The sequence below is a fragment of the Leisingera sp. M523 genome (genome assembly GCF_025141335.1).
Lineage (GTDB): Bacteria > Pseudomonadota > Alphaproteobacteria > Rhodobacterales > Rhodobacteraceae > Leisingera.
Map to the genome: position 1 here is coordinate 4060498 of NZ_CP081036.1, position 17239 is coordinate 4077736.

Genomic DNA, 17239 nt, shown 5'->3' on the forward strand with positions numbered 1-17239 from the left:
GCCTTCGGCCAGGCAAAAGATGGAAATTGTACACCGCTACTTTAGCGGTCCTGCTTGTGGCTGCTTTCACGGCGTGGCGCAGCTTCGACGCTTGGATCGACAACACAGATCTTCCCCTCACCCTCGCCGAAACCTCCACCGAGGTGCTCGACCGAAACGGCAAGCTTTTGCGCGCCTACCCAGTCGGCACAGGCCTCTGGCGTCTCGCTGTCCAGCCCGCGGACGTCGACCCGCGCTTCCTCGGCATGCTGCTGCGCTACGAGGACAAGCGCTTCCGCTCCCACGCCGGTGTCGACCCCATTGCCCTGCTGCGCGCCGCAGGTCAGGCGCTTTGGAATGGCCGCGCGGTCTCCGGCGGCTCTACCCTGACCATGCAGGTGGCGCGCCTGCTGGAGGACGGCACCACCGGCCGCTGGGCCGGCAAACTGCGCCAGATGCGGGTGGCACTGGCGCTGGAACGCCGCCTCAGCAAGGACGGGATCCTCACCCTCTACCTGACCCACGCTCCCTATGGCGGCGCGGCAGAGGGTATCCGCGCGGCAGCCTACAGCTGGTTCGGTAAAGAACCCAAGCGCCTCACCCCGGCAGAAGCGGCGCTGCTGGTTGCCCTGCCGCAATCCCCCGAACGCCGCCGCCCCGACCGTTTCCCAGAGGCCACCAGCGAGGCCCGCGACCGGGTGCTGGCCCGGATGCAGCGCCAGGGCCTCCTGAGCGAAGAACTGGCCGAGGCCGCCCGCCGCACCCCGCTGCCGCACCAAATGGCGGCCTTCCCGCGGCTGGCACCGCATTTGGCGGACCGGGTGAAGGCACAGCACCCTGGCAAGCGGCAGATCAGGCTGACCATCGACAGCGCGGTGCAATCCCGGATGCAACAGTTGCTGGCAGAGGCCGCCCGCAGCACCACCCCGAGTCTCTCCGCTGCGCTGATCGCCGCGGACCACCAGACCGGCGAAGTGCTGGCGCTGGTTGGTTCTCCCGGCTATTCCGATGCGCAAAGGCGCGGCTTTGTCGACATGACACAGGCGATCCGCTCCCCCGGTTCGACCCTGAAACCGCTGATCTACGGTCTCGCCTTCGATCAGGGGCTGGCGCATCCGGAAACCCTGATCCACGACGGTCCCGTCAACTTCGCAGGCTACGCGCCGCAGAATTTCGATGGTGAGTTCCGCGGCGACATAAGGCTGCGTAAAGCGCTGCAGCTATCGCTCAACATCCCAGTGGTGAAGCTGACGCAGGAGCTGGGACCGGCGCGCGTGCTGGCATCCTTGCGCGCTGGCGGCGCCAAGCCGGAGCTGCCCGGCGGCGCACCCGGCCTGGCGCTGTCGCTGGGCGGGCTGGGCATCAGCCTGCAAGACATGGTGCAGCTTTACGCCGGGCTGGCAGCGGGCGGGCAGGGACCGGCCTTGCACATGCTGCAGGGCGAAGCACCCGCGACTGCAGGCCGCCTGACCTCGCCCGAGGCCGCCTGGCAAGTCGCAGACATCCTGCGCGGCCTGCCGGTGCCTGCAGGTGCGCGCCGCGGCACCATCGCCTATAAGACCGGCACCTCCTATGGCCACCGCGATGCCTGGGCGATCGGTTGGGACGGGCACCATGTGATCGGCGTCTGGATGGGCCGTGCCGACGGCACGCCTGTCCCCGGTATCTTTGGCGGTGACCTTGCAGCGCCGGTGCTGTTTGAAGCATTTGGCCGCCTGAAACCCGCCCTCGACCCGCTGCCGCCGCCGCCCCCCGCCACGCTGATCGTCAGCTCGGCCGAATTGCCGCTGCCCCTGCAGCGCTTCCGCCCCCGCGATGCCGCCTTCTCGGAACCCAAAGATGCGCCGGAACTGATCTTCCCGCCCGAAGGCGCCCGGCTGATGCTGGAAGGCGCGGACCTGACACTGAAACTCCGCGGCGGCACGGCGCCGTTTCTGGTGATGGCAAACGGCCTGCCGGTGCTGACGGGACAGCGCCGGCGCGAGTTCTCCCTGCCCAGCCCCGGCCCTGGTTTTTCTTCGCTGGTGATTGTCGATGGTGCAGGCCGGTCTGACCGGGTTGACCTGCGGATTGACTAATGCGGGTGGCGTCAATCGACGCGGGGCACTGCCGGGCAGAGGTGTTTCGCTTCGGGCTGCGCCCGAAGCGACCCGCGCCGCGCCTTTGGCGCGGCGCTTGGCCCAACTTTCGCGGGGGTCCGGCAGGAAACCTGCGATGGGCGGGAGTGCATGTGCTGCGCAGATTCAGCGCCGCCCTTCCCGCAGCCAGCCCGCGACGATAAAGAAAGACGCCATAACCAGCGCCAGCCAGCCGGGCAGCAGCGGTCCTTGGCTGACCGAGAGAGTCTCATATGCCGCGCGCGGCGTAAGTCCGATCCAGCCGCGCCCCGCCGCCGGGCGCCCGGCCCGCACGTTGCGCAAGGACGGCAACCCGTCCTCCAGCCGCAGCACACCGCCGCGCAAAGGTTCCAGAACCGGCGCCAGCACTTCGCCGGTGGCAATGGTTTCCTCGAATTCTTTCGGTGCCGCGGGCCCTAGCCCGGCAACTGCCGTCTCGCCGCCTTCTTCCAGCCGGTACAGCCCGGCTTCCGGGCCTTCATAACGGGTCTCCCACTGTCCCGGTGCAGTCTGGCGCAGCGCCAGTTCCACGGTGGAGCCATCCGGGTTGGTCACCGTCACCGGCCCTGCCTGACCGGCAAGCGTGCGGCGCAGGATACGCATCCGCTGGCCCGAGGCCTCAGCCCACAGTGCTTCTTCTTCCAGTTCCGGTTCCTTCATCATCCAATGGGCGAGACGGCGCAGCAGTTCCAGCTGCGGCCCGCCGCCCTCATAGCCGCGGCTCCACAGCCAGGCATGATCCGAAGCCAAGAGCGCCACCCGCCCCTCGCCCACCCGGTTCAGCACCAGAAGGGGGCGTTCGCCCGCGCCGTTCATCAACACATGGCCCTCGGGGCGGCGCAGCTCAACCTGGCGCAGCCAGCGGCCCCAGTCCGCAGCCCCCTCCAGTCCCGAGGTCACCGGATGCTGCTTGCCCAGATCCGTCACTTCCGGGCGGTAAGCCTCTTCCAGCACCCGCGCCGAGGGTTCGGCGGGAAGGATCAGCGACAGCGGCGAGCGGTAGATGCTGTCGGCGCTGGCAAAATCCGGCCCGGCGGCCACCAGCACCGCGCCGCCGCCCATCGCGTAATTGGCCACATTGTCCAGATAGATCGCAGGCAGGATGCCGCGCCGCTTGTAGCGGTCAAAGATGATAAGGTCGAAATCGTCGATTTTCTCCAGAAACAGCTCGCGCGTCGGGAAGGCGATCAGCGACAGCTCCTCCACCGGCACGCCATCCTGTTTTTCCGGCGGGCGCAGGATGGTGAAATGCACCAGATCCACGGCGCTGTCGGATTTCAACAGGTTGCGCCAGGTGCGCCCGCCCGCGTGCGGCTCGCCCGAGACCAGCAGCACCCGCAGCCGGTCGCGCACCCCGTTGATCTGCACCAAGGCCTGGTTGTTGCGCGCCGTCAGCTCGCCCGGCTCTTCCGGCACGCTGAACCGGATTACATTGCGCCCGCCGTGCTGCAGCACAATCGGCAGCTCGAAATCGACGCCGATTGGCAGGGTGAAACGCTGCGGCGCGTCGCCGCCGACTGAAATGTTCAGATCCGCAAAGCCGCCCTGAACCGGCACCGCACCCTGATCCTCGATCCGCAGCGTCAGCTTCACCGGCTCGCCGATGATGGCAAAGCCGGGGGCGTTTTTCACGATCAGGCGGCGGTCCCAATCGTCTTTTCGGCCCGTCAGCAGCAAATGCATCGGCGCTGGCAGGTTCAGCACCTGATCCGCGTCATGCACCTGCCCGTCGGACAGGGCAATGATCCCCGCTATCCGCGCCCGCGGCTCATCCGCCAGTGCCCCGGCCACTGCCGCCATCAGCCGTGTGCCCGCGTCGCCTTCACTGTCCGGAACGGTGACCCAGCGCACCTCGGTGCCTGCCCGGGCCGCCAATGCTGCCTTCAGCTGGGTCCGTGCCCGCGCCATCTGTTCCGGGCGGCCGCGCAGCTGCTGGCTGGCAGTCTGGTCCTCGGCCACAATCACGATGTCGCTTAAGGGGGCGCGATCCTCGCTCTGATGCACCGGGCCTGCCAGCGCGGCCAGCAGTACAAGCGCCGCCAGCGCCCGCAGCGCCCAGCCTGACAGCCCTTTCCACAGGCCCAGCACCAGCGCCGCCAGGGTTATGGCACCCGCAGCCCAGATCACCGGCCATGGCACCAGCGGGTCAAACAGGATCGTCTGTGTCATCGGGTTCCCCTATTGCCCCAGCCGGTCCAGCAGTGCGGGCACGTGCACCTGGTCGGATTTGTAATTGCCGGTCAGCACATGCATCACCAGGTTGACGCCGAACCGGAACGCCAGTTCGCGCTGCCGCTCGCCGGCATAGCCGCGCCCGACCGGCAGCAAGGGCCGCCCGTTGCCGTCCACCGCCCAGGCCGCCGCCCAGTCGTTGCCGCCGATCACTACCGGCGTCACCCCGTCGTTGAGGTTGCGGAACGGGATGCCCTCGGCCTGTTCGGCATCCGGCGGTGCGGCCTCGACCCAGACCGGGCCGCGGCTGTGGCGGCCGGGAAAGGCCTGCAGCAGGTAAAAGGCGCGGGTCAGCACATGGTCCTCCGGCAGCACCTCAAGCGGCGGCACGTCCAGCGGCAGCGCAATCTGCTGGAGCCGCCGCGCCGCCGGGCTGGTGGCGCCAGAGACCGCCAGATCTGCATCCCGGGTGTCGAACAGGATCATGCCGCCCGCCCGCAAATATGCGTTCAGCTTGCCGTAAGCCTGGGACGAGGGCAGCGGCTGATCCCGCGTGACCGGCCAGTACAGAAGCGGATAAAACGCCAGCTCATCGCGCTCCAGATCGACACCCGCCGGGGCGGCAGGCTCGACCGAGGTGCGAAAGAACAGCGTCTCGGACAATCCGCGCAGGCCGGCCGCTGCGATGCGGTCCACCTCCCGGTCGCCGGTCAGCACATGCGCCAGCACCAGTTCCGAGGCCAGCTCCGCCGCTCTGAAATCTTCAGGCGCCGCTACGTTCTGCGCCTGCAGCTCCTGCGGCGCGGCCCATGCCGCCAGCCCCAGCGCAGCCGCCAGAGCCGCAGTCCGGGCACCGCCCAGCAGGCCGGAGAGTGCCAGCGTACCCAGCACATCCAGTGCCAAGAGCCCCAGCGCCAGCGTCAGCAGCGCGCCGCCCAGCGGCAGCTCCTGCGGCGCGTCATAGCTGCTGACCGCAACCGAGGCAGGCCAGCGTGCCGCCAGCAGCTCATCCCCTGGGCGCAGCACATTGCGGGCCAGCATCCGGCGCCCGCCATCATAGACGCCGGGGCGCAGCTCCGGCCCGGCGGGTGCTGCCACCAGATCCGGTCCTTTGACGCCGGGCAGGGTTTCCGCCGCCGCCAGCCGGCCAAAGCCGTCCAGCACTTCAACCGGGGTCCAGGTGGTGCCCTCCAGGTCCGCAGCCGTAGGTGCGGCGGCAGAGGAAGACACCGCCAGCCGCTCCAGCATCGACACAAACAGGCCGGACAGCGGCAGGCTGCTCCACTCTGCATTGGCGGTCACGTGAAACAGCACCACCTGGCCCTGGCCCAGCGTCTTGCGGGTGACCAGCGGCGTGCCGTCGCCCAGCTCGGCAATCACCCGGTCCGCCAGCTGCGGATCGGGCTGTGCCACCACCTGCGAGCTGACCGCGACTTCGCCCGGCACCTCCAGCCCGTAGAAGGGCGAGGTCTCGGCAAAGGGTGCCAGTGTCTTCGGCTCGCCCCAGCTCATCGCGCCGCCAATGCTGCGGCCGCCAATGCGCAACCGCACCGGCATCAGGGGTTCTTCGCCGCTGCGCGCGGTGTCGCTGGCAGCCAGCCTTGGCCCGGCAAAGCGCAACAGGAGGCCGCCGTTTTCCACCCATGTGATCACCGCCTCTTCCTGTGCGGGCGCCAGCCGCGCCACATCCGCCAGCACGATCACATCCGGGTTGGCAGGCAGCAGATCCGTCAGCGCGCCTTCCAGCAGTTCGGCAGAGGGCGCCAGCGCCTGGCGCAGGTAATGCAGCGGCGACAGCAGCGCCAACGCCTCATCGGCGCTTTCAGAGGAGACCAGCGCCACCTCGCGCCGCCGCAAGCTGTCATCGGTCAGCGCAACTGCGCCTGCGGATTTCACATCGCGGATTTCGAACCGCGACAGCCGCGCGCGCAGCTCGGCCGGCAGCGACAGCTCAGCCGTGGCGCTGCGGGCGCCATCCGCAAACCGCAGCGGCAGCACCGCCAGGCTGCGCGCGGTGCCGCCGGGGTCTTTGCCCTGCGCGACCACCGAAACCTCCTGTGCAGGCCCGGCGCGGCTGCGCTGCACAGTCAGTTCGATCGCCCCGCCGGAATAGCTGGCGGGCTGCAGCCCCAGCACCGGCAGCGGCTGCTCAAAAACTTCGATATCACCACGGCGGCCCAGGGCTTCGATCACTCTGCCGCGGTCCGGATACGCCAGCCCGTCGCTGAACCAGACGGTGTCAAATCCGCCCTCTGCCGCGGCAATCGCGGCCACGGTCTGCTGCAGCTGATCCGGCCCCGGCTGCCAGGGCAGCGGCGCCAGCCCGGCCAATTGCCGCTGCCAGTCGCTGGCAGCGCGGAACTGCAATGGTTCCGGCGCGCTCAGCCGCAGGACGGCCACGGGGCGCCCGGCGCGGCCCGACTCCTCCAGCTGCGCCGCGGCCTGGGCGCTGGTCTGTTTCCAGCCCGCAGCTCCGCCCCAGCTGGCATCCATCACGATCAGCAGCGGCCCGCGGCCGCCTGCCTCTTCGGTTGCGGGATTGAGCACCGGTCCCGCCAGCCCGATGATCGCCGCCGCCACCGCCAGTATCCGCAGCAGCAACAGCCACCAAGGGGTGCGGTCCGACAGGCTCTCGTCGTCCTTGAGGCCCAGCAGCAGCGTCACCGCCGGAAACGGCTGGCGCTTGGGGGCGGGCGGTATCGCACGCAACAGCAGCCACAGCACCGGCAAAGCCAAGAGCCCCAGCAAAAGCCAGGGCGCGGTAAAACCGATGCCTGCAATCATTGTCATGGCGCGGTCCGCTCCAATGCGTGGTAAAGCCACATCAGCGCATTTTGCGCCGTATCGCCGGTGTGATGCTTGCCGAACCGCCAGCCGGCCTCGCGGCACAGGCGCTCCAGCACGCTGCGGCGCTCGGCCAGCCGGTCCAGATAGCGCTCCTGCAGCGCCGAGGCCTTCAATGTTTCATGTGTGACACCGCCTTTGATGCTTTCAAACACCGTGCGCCCGGAGAACGGAAAGGCCTCCTCCACCGGGTCCAGCACCTGCAACAGCACCCCGCGCACGCCGCGTGCCGCAGCCTTGGACAGCGCCTGCTCCATCGGTTCGGACGGCCCCAGGAAATCCGAAATGAACAATGCGCGGGCATGCGGGATCAGGGCGCGGTCGTTCGGCGGCGCGTAATCCTGTTCCGCGTCGTCCGAGAGCGCCTCGGCCAGCCGCAGGATCTGCACATTGCCGCGCCGGGGCGGCAGGGTGCCGCCGGTCAGGCCAACCCGCTCGCCGCCCTGCACCATCAGCACCGAGGCTGCCAGCGCCAGCAACCGGGCGCGGTCTGCCTTTTGCGGCAGCTTCGGCGTGGAGGCAAAGCGCATCGACGCACCGGTATCCACCCACAGATGCACCGTCTGGGAAATCTGCCACTCCCGCTCGCGCACAAACTGGATGTCGCCGCGGGCCGAACGCCGGTGGTCGATCATCCGGCGGCTGTCGCCCGCTTGCGCAGGCCGGTACTGCCAGAAATCATCCCCCGTTCCCGCGCGGCGGCGGCCATGCTCCCCCATCAGGACAGACCCGGCCAAATGCCGCGCCTGCACCAGCAAAGGCGGCAGGGCGCTGGCCGCGGCCTCGGCCCGGTGCCGCAGCCCTGCTGCTGCCCCAGAGGCCGGTACGGAGGCGGTTTCTCTGGTCACGCGGCGGCACCGGTCCGGGCCAGATCAGCGGCGGTTTCCGCAATCAGGGCCGCCAGGCTGTCACCGCGCGCCCGCGCCGCAAAGTTCAACTGCATCCGGTGGCTCAGCACTGGCTGCGCCATGTCCAGCACGTCCTCGGTATTGGGCGCCAGCCGCCCCTGCAGCAGCGCCCGTGCCCGGACCGCCAGCATCAGCGCCTGCGCCGCCCGCGGACCCGGCCCCCAGGCCACGGTCTGCGCCACATGGTCGGACACGCCGGGTTCTTCGGGGCGGAAGGCGCGCACCAGATCCAGGATCATCTCGACCACCGATTCCCCCACCGGCATCCGCCGCAACAGGGTCTGCGCCGCAATCAACTCCGCCGCGCTAAATACCTGATAAGCCTCGGCCTCATCGGCGCCGGTGGTGGCCAGCAGAATATCCCGTTCGGTCGCACGGTCCGGGTAATTCACGTCGATCTGCAACAGGAACCGGTCCAGCTGCGCCTCGGGCAGCGGATAGGTGCCCTCCTGCTCAATCGGGTTCTGGGTCGCCAGCACATGGAACGGCGCGCCCAAGGGCCGGTCCTCGCCCGCCACCGTCACCATCCGCTCCTGCATCGCTTGCAGCAGCGCCGACTGGGTGCGCGGGCTGGCGCGGTTGATCTCATCCGCCATCAAGAGCTGGCAGAACACCGGCCCCGGCACAAACCGGAACGAGCGGTGGCCGTCCTCCGCTGTGTCCAGCACCTCGGAGCCAAGAATATCCGCCGGCATCAGGTCCGGGGTGAACTGGATCCGGCTGCCATCCAGCCCCATCACAGTGCTGAGCGTCTCCACCAGCCGGGTTTTTCCAAGGCCGGGCAGGCCGATCAGAAGCCCGTGGCCACCGCACAAGAGTACCGACAGCGTCAGGTCCACCACCCGTTCCTGTCCGATAAAGCGCTTGGTGATTGACGCGCGCGCCTGTTGCAGCTTGGCTTCCAGCGCCTCGGTGCCGGCCAGCAGATCGTCCGTTTCAGGCATGACATTCCTCGTTTCCCGGATATATGCTGTTACTCTATCGTGCTGACTGGAAATGGCAAAAGCAATGAGCGGACAAAAAGCTGTGACACCCGATGCCGAAGGCCTCGCCGCGGCGGCCAAAGCGGCCGGCAAGGAAGCCAGGAAGCGCGGGGGGCCGCCGCCGGTCCACCTGTGGAACCCGCCGTTCAGCGGCGATCTGGACATCCGCATTGCCCGTGACGGCAGCTGGCATTACCTCGGCACGCCGTTCACCCGGTTCGAACTGGTCAAGCTGTTCGCCTCTATCCTCAAACTGGAGGATGGCAAATACTACCTTGTGACCCCGGTGGAAAAGGTTGGAATCACCGTCGAGGACGCACCATTCGTGGCGGTGGATTTCGATGTTGAAGGCGCGGGGCGTGATCAGCTGATCACCTTCACCACCAATATCGGCGACACTGCCGCGGCGGGGGCGGAGAATCCGGTCCGGGCCGAACGCGATGGCGAAACCGGCGAGCCGTCTCCGTACGTTATGATGCGGGCCGGGCTGGAGGCGCTGATCGACCGCAAAAGCTTCTACCGGCTGGCGGAGCTGGGCGAGCACCACGACGGCTGGTTCGGGGTCTGGTCCGGCGGGGAGTTTTTTCCGCTGATCCCTTCGGAGGAGCTGGAAGCGGACTAAACCTGCAACCAAGGTGCGTATCCGATTAATACGGTGAGCGTTCGTCCGGGCGGAGGCGGCATGCGCCTGCCGCTGACGCGACAGGCCAGCGTAAATAATCGCGGTAGAGCTAAACCCGGCTGCCGCCCACCGGCTCTGCTGGCTTGGGCCGCTTGTTCTGTGCGGCAATTCCCCTCCAGCCGGTCAACCGAGGACAGCCGCAACAGCTGGCTCAGCATCACCGGTACCAAGCCGAAAATCAGCAGCAGCATTTCAGCCGCTGGAAGGCCTGCTGACTAGGGGATCATCGCGGCTGCTGCCAGGGCATTGCCGCCAAACCCAGTTACCGGCAGCGGCGCATAAAGACCTGCGGTCAGGCGCTCGCGGGGCATCGTCATGGCTGCTATCCTTCGGATTTCCGGCGGAAACATGCCGGTTTCCTGAAGCTGCAGCCGAATCGCGGCCTCAGCTATTGCGGGAAAGCGACAATGCGTCGTTTTCTATCTCTTGGCCTCACGGATTTGCGCGGGATAAACCACCGTGAAGCCAGGAGAAACCCGATGCCCAGATTCGCAGCCAACATCTCGATGCTGTTTGCCGAGCTGCCCTATCCCGACCGGTTCCAGGCCGCAGCGGCGGCGGGGTTCGAAGCGGTGGAAATCCTTTACCCCTATGAGCTTGCCGCCAAGGAAACCCAGCGCGCCCTGCTGGCCAACGGGCTGGAGCTGCTGCTGATCAACGCGCCGCCGCCGAATTACACCGGCGGCACACCCGGATATGCGGCCATCCCAGAGGGCGTCGACCGGTTCCAGCGCGACATCCGCCGGGTGCTGCGTTACGCCGAGGTACTGAAGGCTGGCAAGATCCATGTGATGGCGGGCTATACCAAGGGTGCAGAGGCGCAGCGGACCTTTGTTGAGAACCTGAAATGGGCCGCCGGCCGCGCGCCGGAGCAGCAGTTCACAATCGAACCTTTGAACAGCGGCGACCAGCCCGGTTACTTCCTGGACGACTACAACCTGGCGATGGAGGTGCTGGAGGCGGTGGACCGCCCCAATGTCGGTTTGCAGTATGATGCCTACCATGCCCAGCTGATCCACGGCGATGCAGCCAAGGTCTGGGAGATGTTCGGCTCCCGCGCAGTGCATGTGCAGATCGGTGCAGCACCCGGACGCTGCGAGCCGGGCACCGGTCCGGTCGATTTCCCAGCGCTGTTTGCCGCCATCGACGCCAGCGGTTATGACGGTTGGGTCAGCGCCGAATACACGCCCTCGACCCGGCGCACCGAAGACAGCCTTGGCTGGATGCGTTAAGCCGCCGCAGGCGGGCTGTTACATTCGTGAATTGAAATATGATGCGGCGGCCTGCATAAGGGCGGCAGGATCACAGGAAGGACCCCGCCGATGCTGCCCGCCCGCTTTGCCCCTCTGCTGTTCAGCCTGATCCTGTCGGGGCTGATGTCCTTCATTGTGACCGGTGTGGCGACCTGGAAAGCGCTGGGGATTGGTGGGGGGTTTACGCAGGCCTGGATGCAGGCCTGGTCGGTCAGCTGGCCGATTGCGTTTGCCGTCGCCTTCACGGCCGCACCGCTGGTGCGGCGGCTGGTGGGAAAACTGGTCAAAAAACCGGCCGGCGGCTGAGGCCGGGCAAGGGAAAACTCCCGCCCGCTGCAAGCTGCATCTGCGATGCCGCAGCAGCCGTTGGGCGTGGCGCCGCTGGCGCGGCGCAGAGGTTCCGCTAGGAAGCCCCTAAGGGCAGGCCTGCCCTTGAGGGGTGTTTCCGATTGTTTTCTGTGCAGTCCGCGTCAAGGGCAAGCCGCGCTGAACGCGCGGAGCCTTGCGGCTCCCTTGACCCGGGGTGGAGAGGATGCGGCAATCGCCGCGCCGCGCCAGCGGCGCTTGGCCCAACGGGATGAGATCGCCAGATCGAAGCCGGGCGGGAGTGCCCCGCCTGCCGCGCGAGGGCCGCCTCAAGAAAACTGGCTTAGTGCGCCTCGGCCCAGTTCTGGCCGCGGCCTGCGTCCACCACCAGCTTCACGTCCAGATGCACCGCCGGATCGGCGGCAGTCTCCATCACCTGGCGGGCGGCTGCGATGGTCTCCTCCACGGCCGCTTCCGGCACTTCGAACAGCAGTTCATCGTGCACCTGCAGCAGCATCCGCGCGGGCAGATGGGCAATCGCCGCAGGCATCCGGACCATCGCCCGGCGGATCACGTCGGCAGCTGTCCCCTGGATCGGGGCGTTGATCGCGGCGCGTTTGGCAAAGCCTGCTTTGGGCCCCTTGGCGTTGATTTCCGCGGTGTGGATCTTGCGCCCGAACAGGGTCTGCACATAGCCATGCTCCTTGGCGAACTCCACCGTCTGATCCATGTATTTGCGGATGCCGGGGAAGCGTTCGAAATAGCGGTCGATGAACCCCTGCGCGTCCTTGCGCGGAATGCGCAGATTACGCGCCAGGCCAAAGCCCGAAATCCCGTAGATCACACCAAAGTTGATCGCCTTGGCCTGACGGCGGATCTCCGGTGTCATCTGGTCCAGCGGCACCTCAAACATCTCCGACGCAGTCATCGCGTGAATATCCTGCCCTTCGGCAAAGGCCGCCTTCAGCGCGTCGATCCCGGCCATATGCGCCAAAATACGCAGCTCAATCTGGCTATAATCCAGTGACAGCAGCACATTGCCCTCGTCCGCCACAAAGGCTTCGCGGATGCGGCGGCCTTCCTCGGTGCGTACAGGGATATTCTGCAGGTTCGGATCGGTCGAGGCCATCCGCCCGGTGCTGGCCCCGGTCTGCGCATAAGACGTATGCACCCGGCCGGTATCTGCGTTGATATGGTCCTGCAGCGCATCCGTGTAGGTCGATTTCAGTTTGCTGAGCTGCCGCCAGTCCAGCACCCGCGCGGGCAGATCATGCTCGGTCGCCAGATCCTCCAGGATATCCGCACCGGTGGCATAGGCGCCTGTCTTGCCCTTCTTGCCGCCGGGCAGCGACATTTCGTCAAACAGGATCTCCCCCAGCTGCTTGGGGGAGCCGACGTTGAAGCTGCGGCCCGCCAGCTCGTGGATCTCGGCCTCCAAGCCAGCCATCTTCTGGGCAAAGGCATTGGACATCCGGCTCAGCGTATCGCGGTCCACCTTGATGCCGTTGCGTTCCATATCCGCCAGCACCGGCACCAAGGGCCGTTCCAGCGTCTCGTAAACCGTGGTCACCCGCTCCTGATGCAGCTGCGGCTTGAACGCCTGCCACAGGCGCAGGGTGATATCGGCGTCTTCGGCGGCATAAGGCACCGCATCGTCAATCGGCACCCGGTCAAAGGTGATTGCCGATTTGCCACTGCCCAGCAGCGGCTTGATCGGGATCGGCGTGTGGTCCAGGTAGCGTTCCGACAGCGCATCCATGCCATGACCGTGCATCCCGGCATGCAGCGCATAAGACATCAGCATAGTGTCATCAATCGGCGCCACATCCACCCCGTAGCGGTGCAGGATCTTAGCGTCGTATTTCATGTTCTGGCCGATCTTCAGGATCGCCGGATCTTCCAGCACGTCCTTTAGCATTGCCACGGCGTCTTTCAGCGGCATCTGCCCGTCGGACAACCCCTCGCCGCCAAACAGATCGTCGCCCCCGGCCTTATGCGCCAGCGGAATATAGCAGGCCTCGCCCGGCTCCACGCACAGCGAAATGCCGACCAGATCGACGACCATTTCATCCAGCCCGGTGGTCTCGGTATCCACCGCCACCCAGCCGCGCCGGCGGATGCGGTCCACCCAGACCTGCAAGGCTTCCGCCTCGCGGACGCATTCGTATTTGTCCTTGTCGAACGGCACTGCTTCGGGTGCTGTGACCTCAGCCGCAGCGGCGGCCGCTTCGGGAATAGCAGGCGCATCCATGCCCAGCTGATCGGCAAGGCGCTTGGTCAGGGTGCGGAACTCCATCTCCGACAGGAAGGTCAGCAGGGTCTCGGCATCCGGTTCCATCACTTCCAGATCCTCCAGCGAGAAATCCAGCGCCATATTGTAATCCAGCTGCACCAGCCGTTTGGACAGTTCAATCTGCGCGCGGTGTTCGATCAGGGTCTGGCGGCGCTTGGGCTGTTTGATCTCCTCAGCCCGGTCCAGAAGGCTGGTCAGATCGCCGAATTCATTGATCAAAAGCGCTGCGGTCTTGATCCCGATGCCCGGCGCGCCCGGCACATTATCCACGCTGTCACCCGCCAGCGCCTGCACATCCACCACCCGGTCGGGGCCGACACCGAATTTCTCATGCACGCCGTCGCTGTCGATCCGCTTGTTCTTCATCGCGTCCAGCATTTCAACGCCGCCGCCGACCAGCTGCATCAGGTCCTTGTCGGATGAAATGATAGTACAGCGCCCGCCGGCATCACGCGCCTGATGCGCCAGGGTGGCGATGATATCGTCGGCCTCGAACCCTTCAACTTCCTTGCAGGCGATGTTGAAGGCGCGGGTCGCCTCGCGGGTCAGCGGGAACTGCGGGCGCAAGTCCTCAGGCGCGGGCGGACGGTTGGCCTTGTAAAGGTCGTACATCTCGTTGCGGAACGAATTGCCGGAATGGTCAAAGATCACCGCCACATGGGTCGGCGCATCGGGGCCTGTGTTGCCCTCCACATAGCGCTGCAGCATGTTGCAGAAGCCGGCCACTGCCCCAATCGGCAGCCCGTCGGATTTCCGCGTCAGCGGCGGCAGCGCGTGATAGGCGCGGAAAATGAAAGCCGAGCCGTCGATCAGATGGAGATGACAACCTTTGCCGAACTGAGTATTGCTCATGGTTATTCACTCCCGTTGATTTGGCGCCCGCGTGTTTCAAAAATCCTTATCCTTCATCCCCCGCTGCACTGCAATTGCCGTTCTGCCGGTTGCTACTGACGGTTCTTGTGTCTTGCACTGAACCCATGGGCAATGATGGCACAATCGACGCCCTTTTCCCGCAGAGTGCTCAACTGTGCAAGGCAGCCCGGGCAACTGTGCGTCCCTGGCGGCCTGCCTGGAAGGAGGAGAGATTTTCACCGGGGCCGCAACAGGCTGGCTTAAGGGCAGTTTCAACGGCGAAACGTCCTCGGGCGTGACACAGCCGTGGTCTTCAGTGGCGCAAATGAAGGGTTAAAACACCCCCATCGCCAGCCCCGCGCCTAACGCCAGGCCCAGTTCGCGGCAGGCATCCAGCTGGTGTTTGGGGATCGCCTTCTCGGCCAGAATGGCCTCAGGCGTCTGCGTATGGGTGCAGATGATCAGCGGCTCCTGCACCTGTTTTAATCGCCAGCCGGTGGCAATCCGGGCGCATTGGCGGGCGGCGTTCTCCCCATCCGAGCCGGCACAGACCATCTGCGCATAGGGCCGTCCGCTGAGCCGCCCCAGCACCGGATAATAGCAGCGGTCGAAAAATTCCTTCATCTGGCCGGACAGCGCCGCCAGGTTTTCCGGCGCGCAGAATATGTAGCCATCCGCCGCCAGCAGATCCTCCGGCCCGGCCTCTTCGGCCCGCTTCAGAACCGTGGGAACCTCACCGCGTGCCGCCTCCGCCGCCGCCTCCGCCATCCGGCGGCTGCCGCCGGTGCGCGAGTGGTAGACGATCAGAAGCTGTGCCATGTGCACCATCCGTTTGCTTCAGCCCTGCGGGACCATACCGGGCGCTGGCAAATTTCTTCAAAGAAATTTGGCCGGAAAATTTGAATTTTCCGGTTCCCAGCCGCTGCAGGCCTGGGCTGGGCCGCGTTGGATCACTCCGCCGCCTTGGCTGCATCCTCATAGATATACTTGCAGTCGCAATAGGGGCATTCTACGAAACCCTCGGCCTCGGGGATCTGCAAATAGACCCGCGGATGCCCCAGTGCGCCCTCGCTGCCGTCGCAGGCCACCTTGCGGCTGTTCACGATCCTGGTTTCCGGCGCTTCAGGGGGCGTGGCGGTGCTCATGGCTGGCAGTCCTTTCACTTTTCGGCTAGGCGCTTTTATGAGCCAAGGAAAAACCGGGGGCAAGAGCGGCGATGACAAGCGATGCAATCCGTATCAAAGCTTTGCGCAAAATTTACAAAGGGCACAAAGGCCAGCCCGGGAAACACGCGCTGAAGGGTGTCGATCTCACGGTGCCGCGCGGTTCGGTCTTTGGGCTATTGGGGCCGAATGGCGCCGGTAAATCCACTCTGATCAATATCCTGGCAGGGCTGGTGCGCAAGACCAGCGGACAGGTGTCGATCTGGGGCTTTGACCAGGACGAAAACCCGCGCCAGAGCCGGGCTGCCATCGGTGTCATGCCGCAGGAGCTGAACCTTGATCCTTTCTTCACCCCGCGCGGCGCGCTGGAGGTGCAGGCGGGTCTTTACGGTGTGCCCAAACCCGAACGCCACAGCGACGAAATCCTGCGGATGATCGGCCTCACGGACAAGGCCGGGGCTTATGCCCGGACCCTCTCTGGCGGCATGCGGCGGCGCTTGCTGCTGGGCAAGGCGCTGGTTCACCGCCCATCGGTGCTGGTGCTGGATGAACCCACGGCGGGTGTCGATATCGAGCTGCGCCAGATGCTGTGGCAGAACATCCGCAAGCTGAACGCCCAAGGCATGACCATCATCCTCACCACCCACTACCTGGAGGAAGCCGAGGAGATGTGCGACGAGATCGCCATTATCAATCAGGGCGAGGTGGTGGCGCGGGACAGCAAATCCAGCCTGCTGGGGCGGCTTGATGCCAAGACCATGGTGGTGCATCCGGCGGTGCCCGCCACGGTCGTGCCGCAGGGCGAGGGGATCGAGGCCTGTTTGCGCGAAGACGGCGCCGTGGTGCTGCGCTACCGCAGCCGCCTGACCAGTGCCGAGGACGTGCTGGCCGCGGTCCATGCCGCCGGTATTTCGATCCGTGATGTGAAGACCGAAGAGGCAGACTTGGAGGACGTTTTCCTGTCGCTGACAAAGTCAGCCAGAGCGGGATAGTCTGTCCGGCAGGTTGGAACATCTGTTCCGCGCGGCCGGCAGGCCAGGCCGCGCTTGCCAGCCCGTCAATTCGAAGGTTTGCCTCCGGCAAAACAGACAGGCACGTTCGCGCCTGCCCAGGCAGACGCCGCCCTCAGTGTTCCGAGGCCAACGTGAGGGTTGACACTTGCCCCTTTACCCCCCGGTTTCCCCTTCAACCCGGTCGATCCGCGCCTGGTAGCAGTTGTTGCGTGATGACCGGACGTGGATGTAGCTGACCCGCTCATCCGCAAAGATCGCTTCCGTCTGCCGCCTCATCTCGGCCTGCGGGATGACAATGCCGGTGCCGTAAACAATCCGGTGATCGGCGCTGTAGCCTTTGATCAGGTAATCCGGGGAGCCCGTCAACATCTCCGGCATATCTTCGCCTTCGTGCCGTTCGCAATGATCGGCGCACAGGAAAATCGGCCCTGTTTCGGCATAGGGCTGTGCTTCGGGAAAGGGGCGGTGGGCCAGGATCAGCATGCCTCTACCATCGGGGATGTATTGCAGGCAGTGGCGGCAGGGGTTGCTGCCGCCGCCGGACACCGCGCGCTCCGGCGCGTGGCCGTGGGCATCGACGCCGCCCTCCTGCAGCGCGCGGACAATCTCTGTGGGCAGGGCGGTGATCCTGATCATGGGTTTTCTCCTTTTGCTGACACCACCATGCCCGGACC

General features: G+C 66.0%; 13 protein-coding genes. 5 read left to right on the top strand and 8 right to left on the bottom strand.

Features of this window, described 5'->3' with window-relative positions; translation table 11 throughout:
- Positions 1 to 56 precede the first annotated feature (56 nt).
- Positions 57 to 2057 (top strand): penicillin-binding protein 1C, encoded by a 2001-nt coding sequence (pbpC, locus tag K3557_RS20155; protein ID WP_409201193.1) that lies wholly within the window; start codon positions 57 to 59, stop codon positions 2055 to 2057.
- Positions 2058 to 2222: 165 nt separating this feature from the next.
- Here the strand turns inward: pbpC and K3557_RS20160 are convergent, their stop codons facing one another.
- The 4 genes from K3557_RS20160 to K3557_RS20175 are packed head-to-tail and all read right to left on the bottom strand — an operon-like array spanning position 2223 to position 8964.
- Positions 2223 to 4265 (bottom strand): hypothetical protein, encoded by a 2043-nt coding sequence (locus K3557_RS20160; RefSeq protein WP_259996413.1) that lies wholly within the window; start codon positions 4263 to 4265, stop codon positions 2223 to 2225.
- A 9-nt stretch (positions 4266 to 4274) separates the two neighbouring features.
- Positions 4275 to 7058: a DUF4159 domain-containing protein gene (locus tag K3557_RS20165; RefSeq protein WP_259996414.1), complete on the bottom strand. Its 2784-nt coding sequence runs from the start codon at positions 7056 to 7058 to the stop codon at positions 4275 to 4277.
- Positions 7055 to 7960: a DUF58 domain-containing protein gene (locus K3557_RS20170; RefSeq protein ID WP_259996416.1), complete on the bottom strand. Its 906-nt coding sequence runs from the start codon at positions 7958 to 7960 to the stop codon at positions 7055 to 7057. Before K3557_RS20170 ends, K3557_RS20165 begins: the two co-directional genes overlap by 4 nt.
- A complete protein-coding gene (locus K3557_RS20175; RefSeq protein WP_259996426.1) occupies positions 7957 to 8964 on the bottom strand; it encodes a MoxR family ATPase in 1008 nt (335 codons plus the stop codon). The genes K3557_RS20170 and K3557_RS20175 overlap by 4 nt, the downstream gene beginning before the upstream one ends.
- A gap of 64 nt (positions 8965 to 9028) precedes the next feature.
- Between K3557_RS20175 and K3557_RS20180 the strand changes: the two genes are divergently transcribed.
- From K3557_RS20180 to K3557_RS20190, 3 genes are all read left to right on the top strand, one after another.
- The gene (locus tag K3557_RS20180; RefSeq protein WP_259996435.1) at positions 9029 to 9625 is read left to right on the top strand and encodes a DUF1285 domain-containing protein; all 597 of its coding nucleotides are present in this window, start codon (positions 9029 to 9031) and stop codon (positions 9623 to 9625) included.
- A 539-nt stretch (positions 9626 to 10164) separates the two neighbouring features.
- Entirely contained in the window at positions 10165 to 10917 is a 753-nt protein-coding gene (locus K3557_RS20185) for a hydroxypyruvate isomerase family protein (RefSeq protein WP_259996437.1), read from the top strand.
- Positions 10918 to 11007: 90 nt separating this feature from the next.
- Positions 11008 to 11244 carry a DUF2798 domain-containing protein gene (locus K3557_RS20190; protein ID WP_259996439.1) on the top strand — a complete coding sequence of 79 codons (237 nt, stop codon included), beginning with the start codon at positions 11008 to 11010 and terminating at the stop codon, positions 11242 to 11244.
- Positions 11245 to 11587: 343 nt separating this feature from the next.
- Here the strand turns inward: K3557_RS20190 and polA are convergent, their stop codons facing one another.
- The 3 genes from polA to K3557_RS20205 form a co-directional block, all read right to left on the bottom strand.
- The gene (gene polA / locus K3557_RS20195; RefSeq protein ID WP_259996441.1) at positions 11588 to 14389 is read right to left on the bottom strand and encodes a DNA polymerase I; all 2802 of its coding nucleotides are present in this window, start codon (positions 14387 to 14389) and stop codon (positions 11588 to 11590) included.
- Positions 14390 to 14722: 333 nt separating this feature from the next.
- Entirely contained in the window at positions 14723 to 15208 is a 486-nt protein-coding gene (locus K3557_RS20200) for an NAD(P)H-dependent oxidoreductase (protein ID WP_259996447.1), read from the bottom strand.
- A 131-nt stretch (positions 15209 to 15339) separates the two neighbouring features.
- On the bottom strand, positions 15340 to 15534 hold the full coding sequence (locus K3557_RS20205; protein WP_129372375.1) for a zinc-finger domain-containing protein: 195 nt from the start codon (positions 15532 to 15534) through the stop codon (positions 15340 to 15342).
- Positions 15535 to 15605: 71 nt separating this feature from the next.
- Here K3557_RS20205 and K3557_RS20210 point away from each other — a divergent pair, with 71 nt between their 5' ends.
- Complete coding sequence (locus tag K3557_RS20210; protein WP_259996448.1) at positions 15606 to 16544, top strand: ABC transporter ATP-binding protein; 939 nt, start codon at positions 15606 to 15608, stop codon at positions 16542 to 16544.
- A 174-nt stretch (positions 16545 to 16718) separates the two neighbouring features.
- On the opposite strand, the gene K3557_RS20215 is transcribed toward K3557_RS20210, so the two are convergent.
- A complete protein-coding gene (locus K3557_RS20215; protein WP_259996449.1) occupies positions 16719 to 17201 on the bottom strand; it encodes a DUF1203 domain-containing protein in 483 nt (160 codons plus the stop codon).
- Positions 17202 to 17239 lie beyond the last annotated feature (38 nt).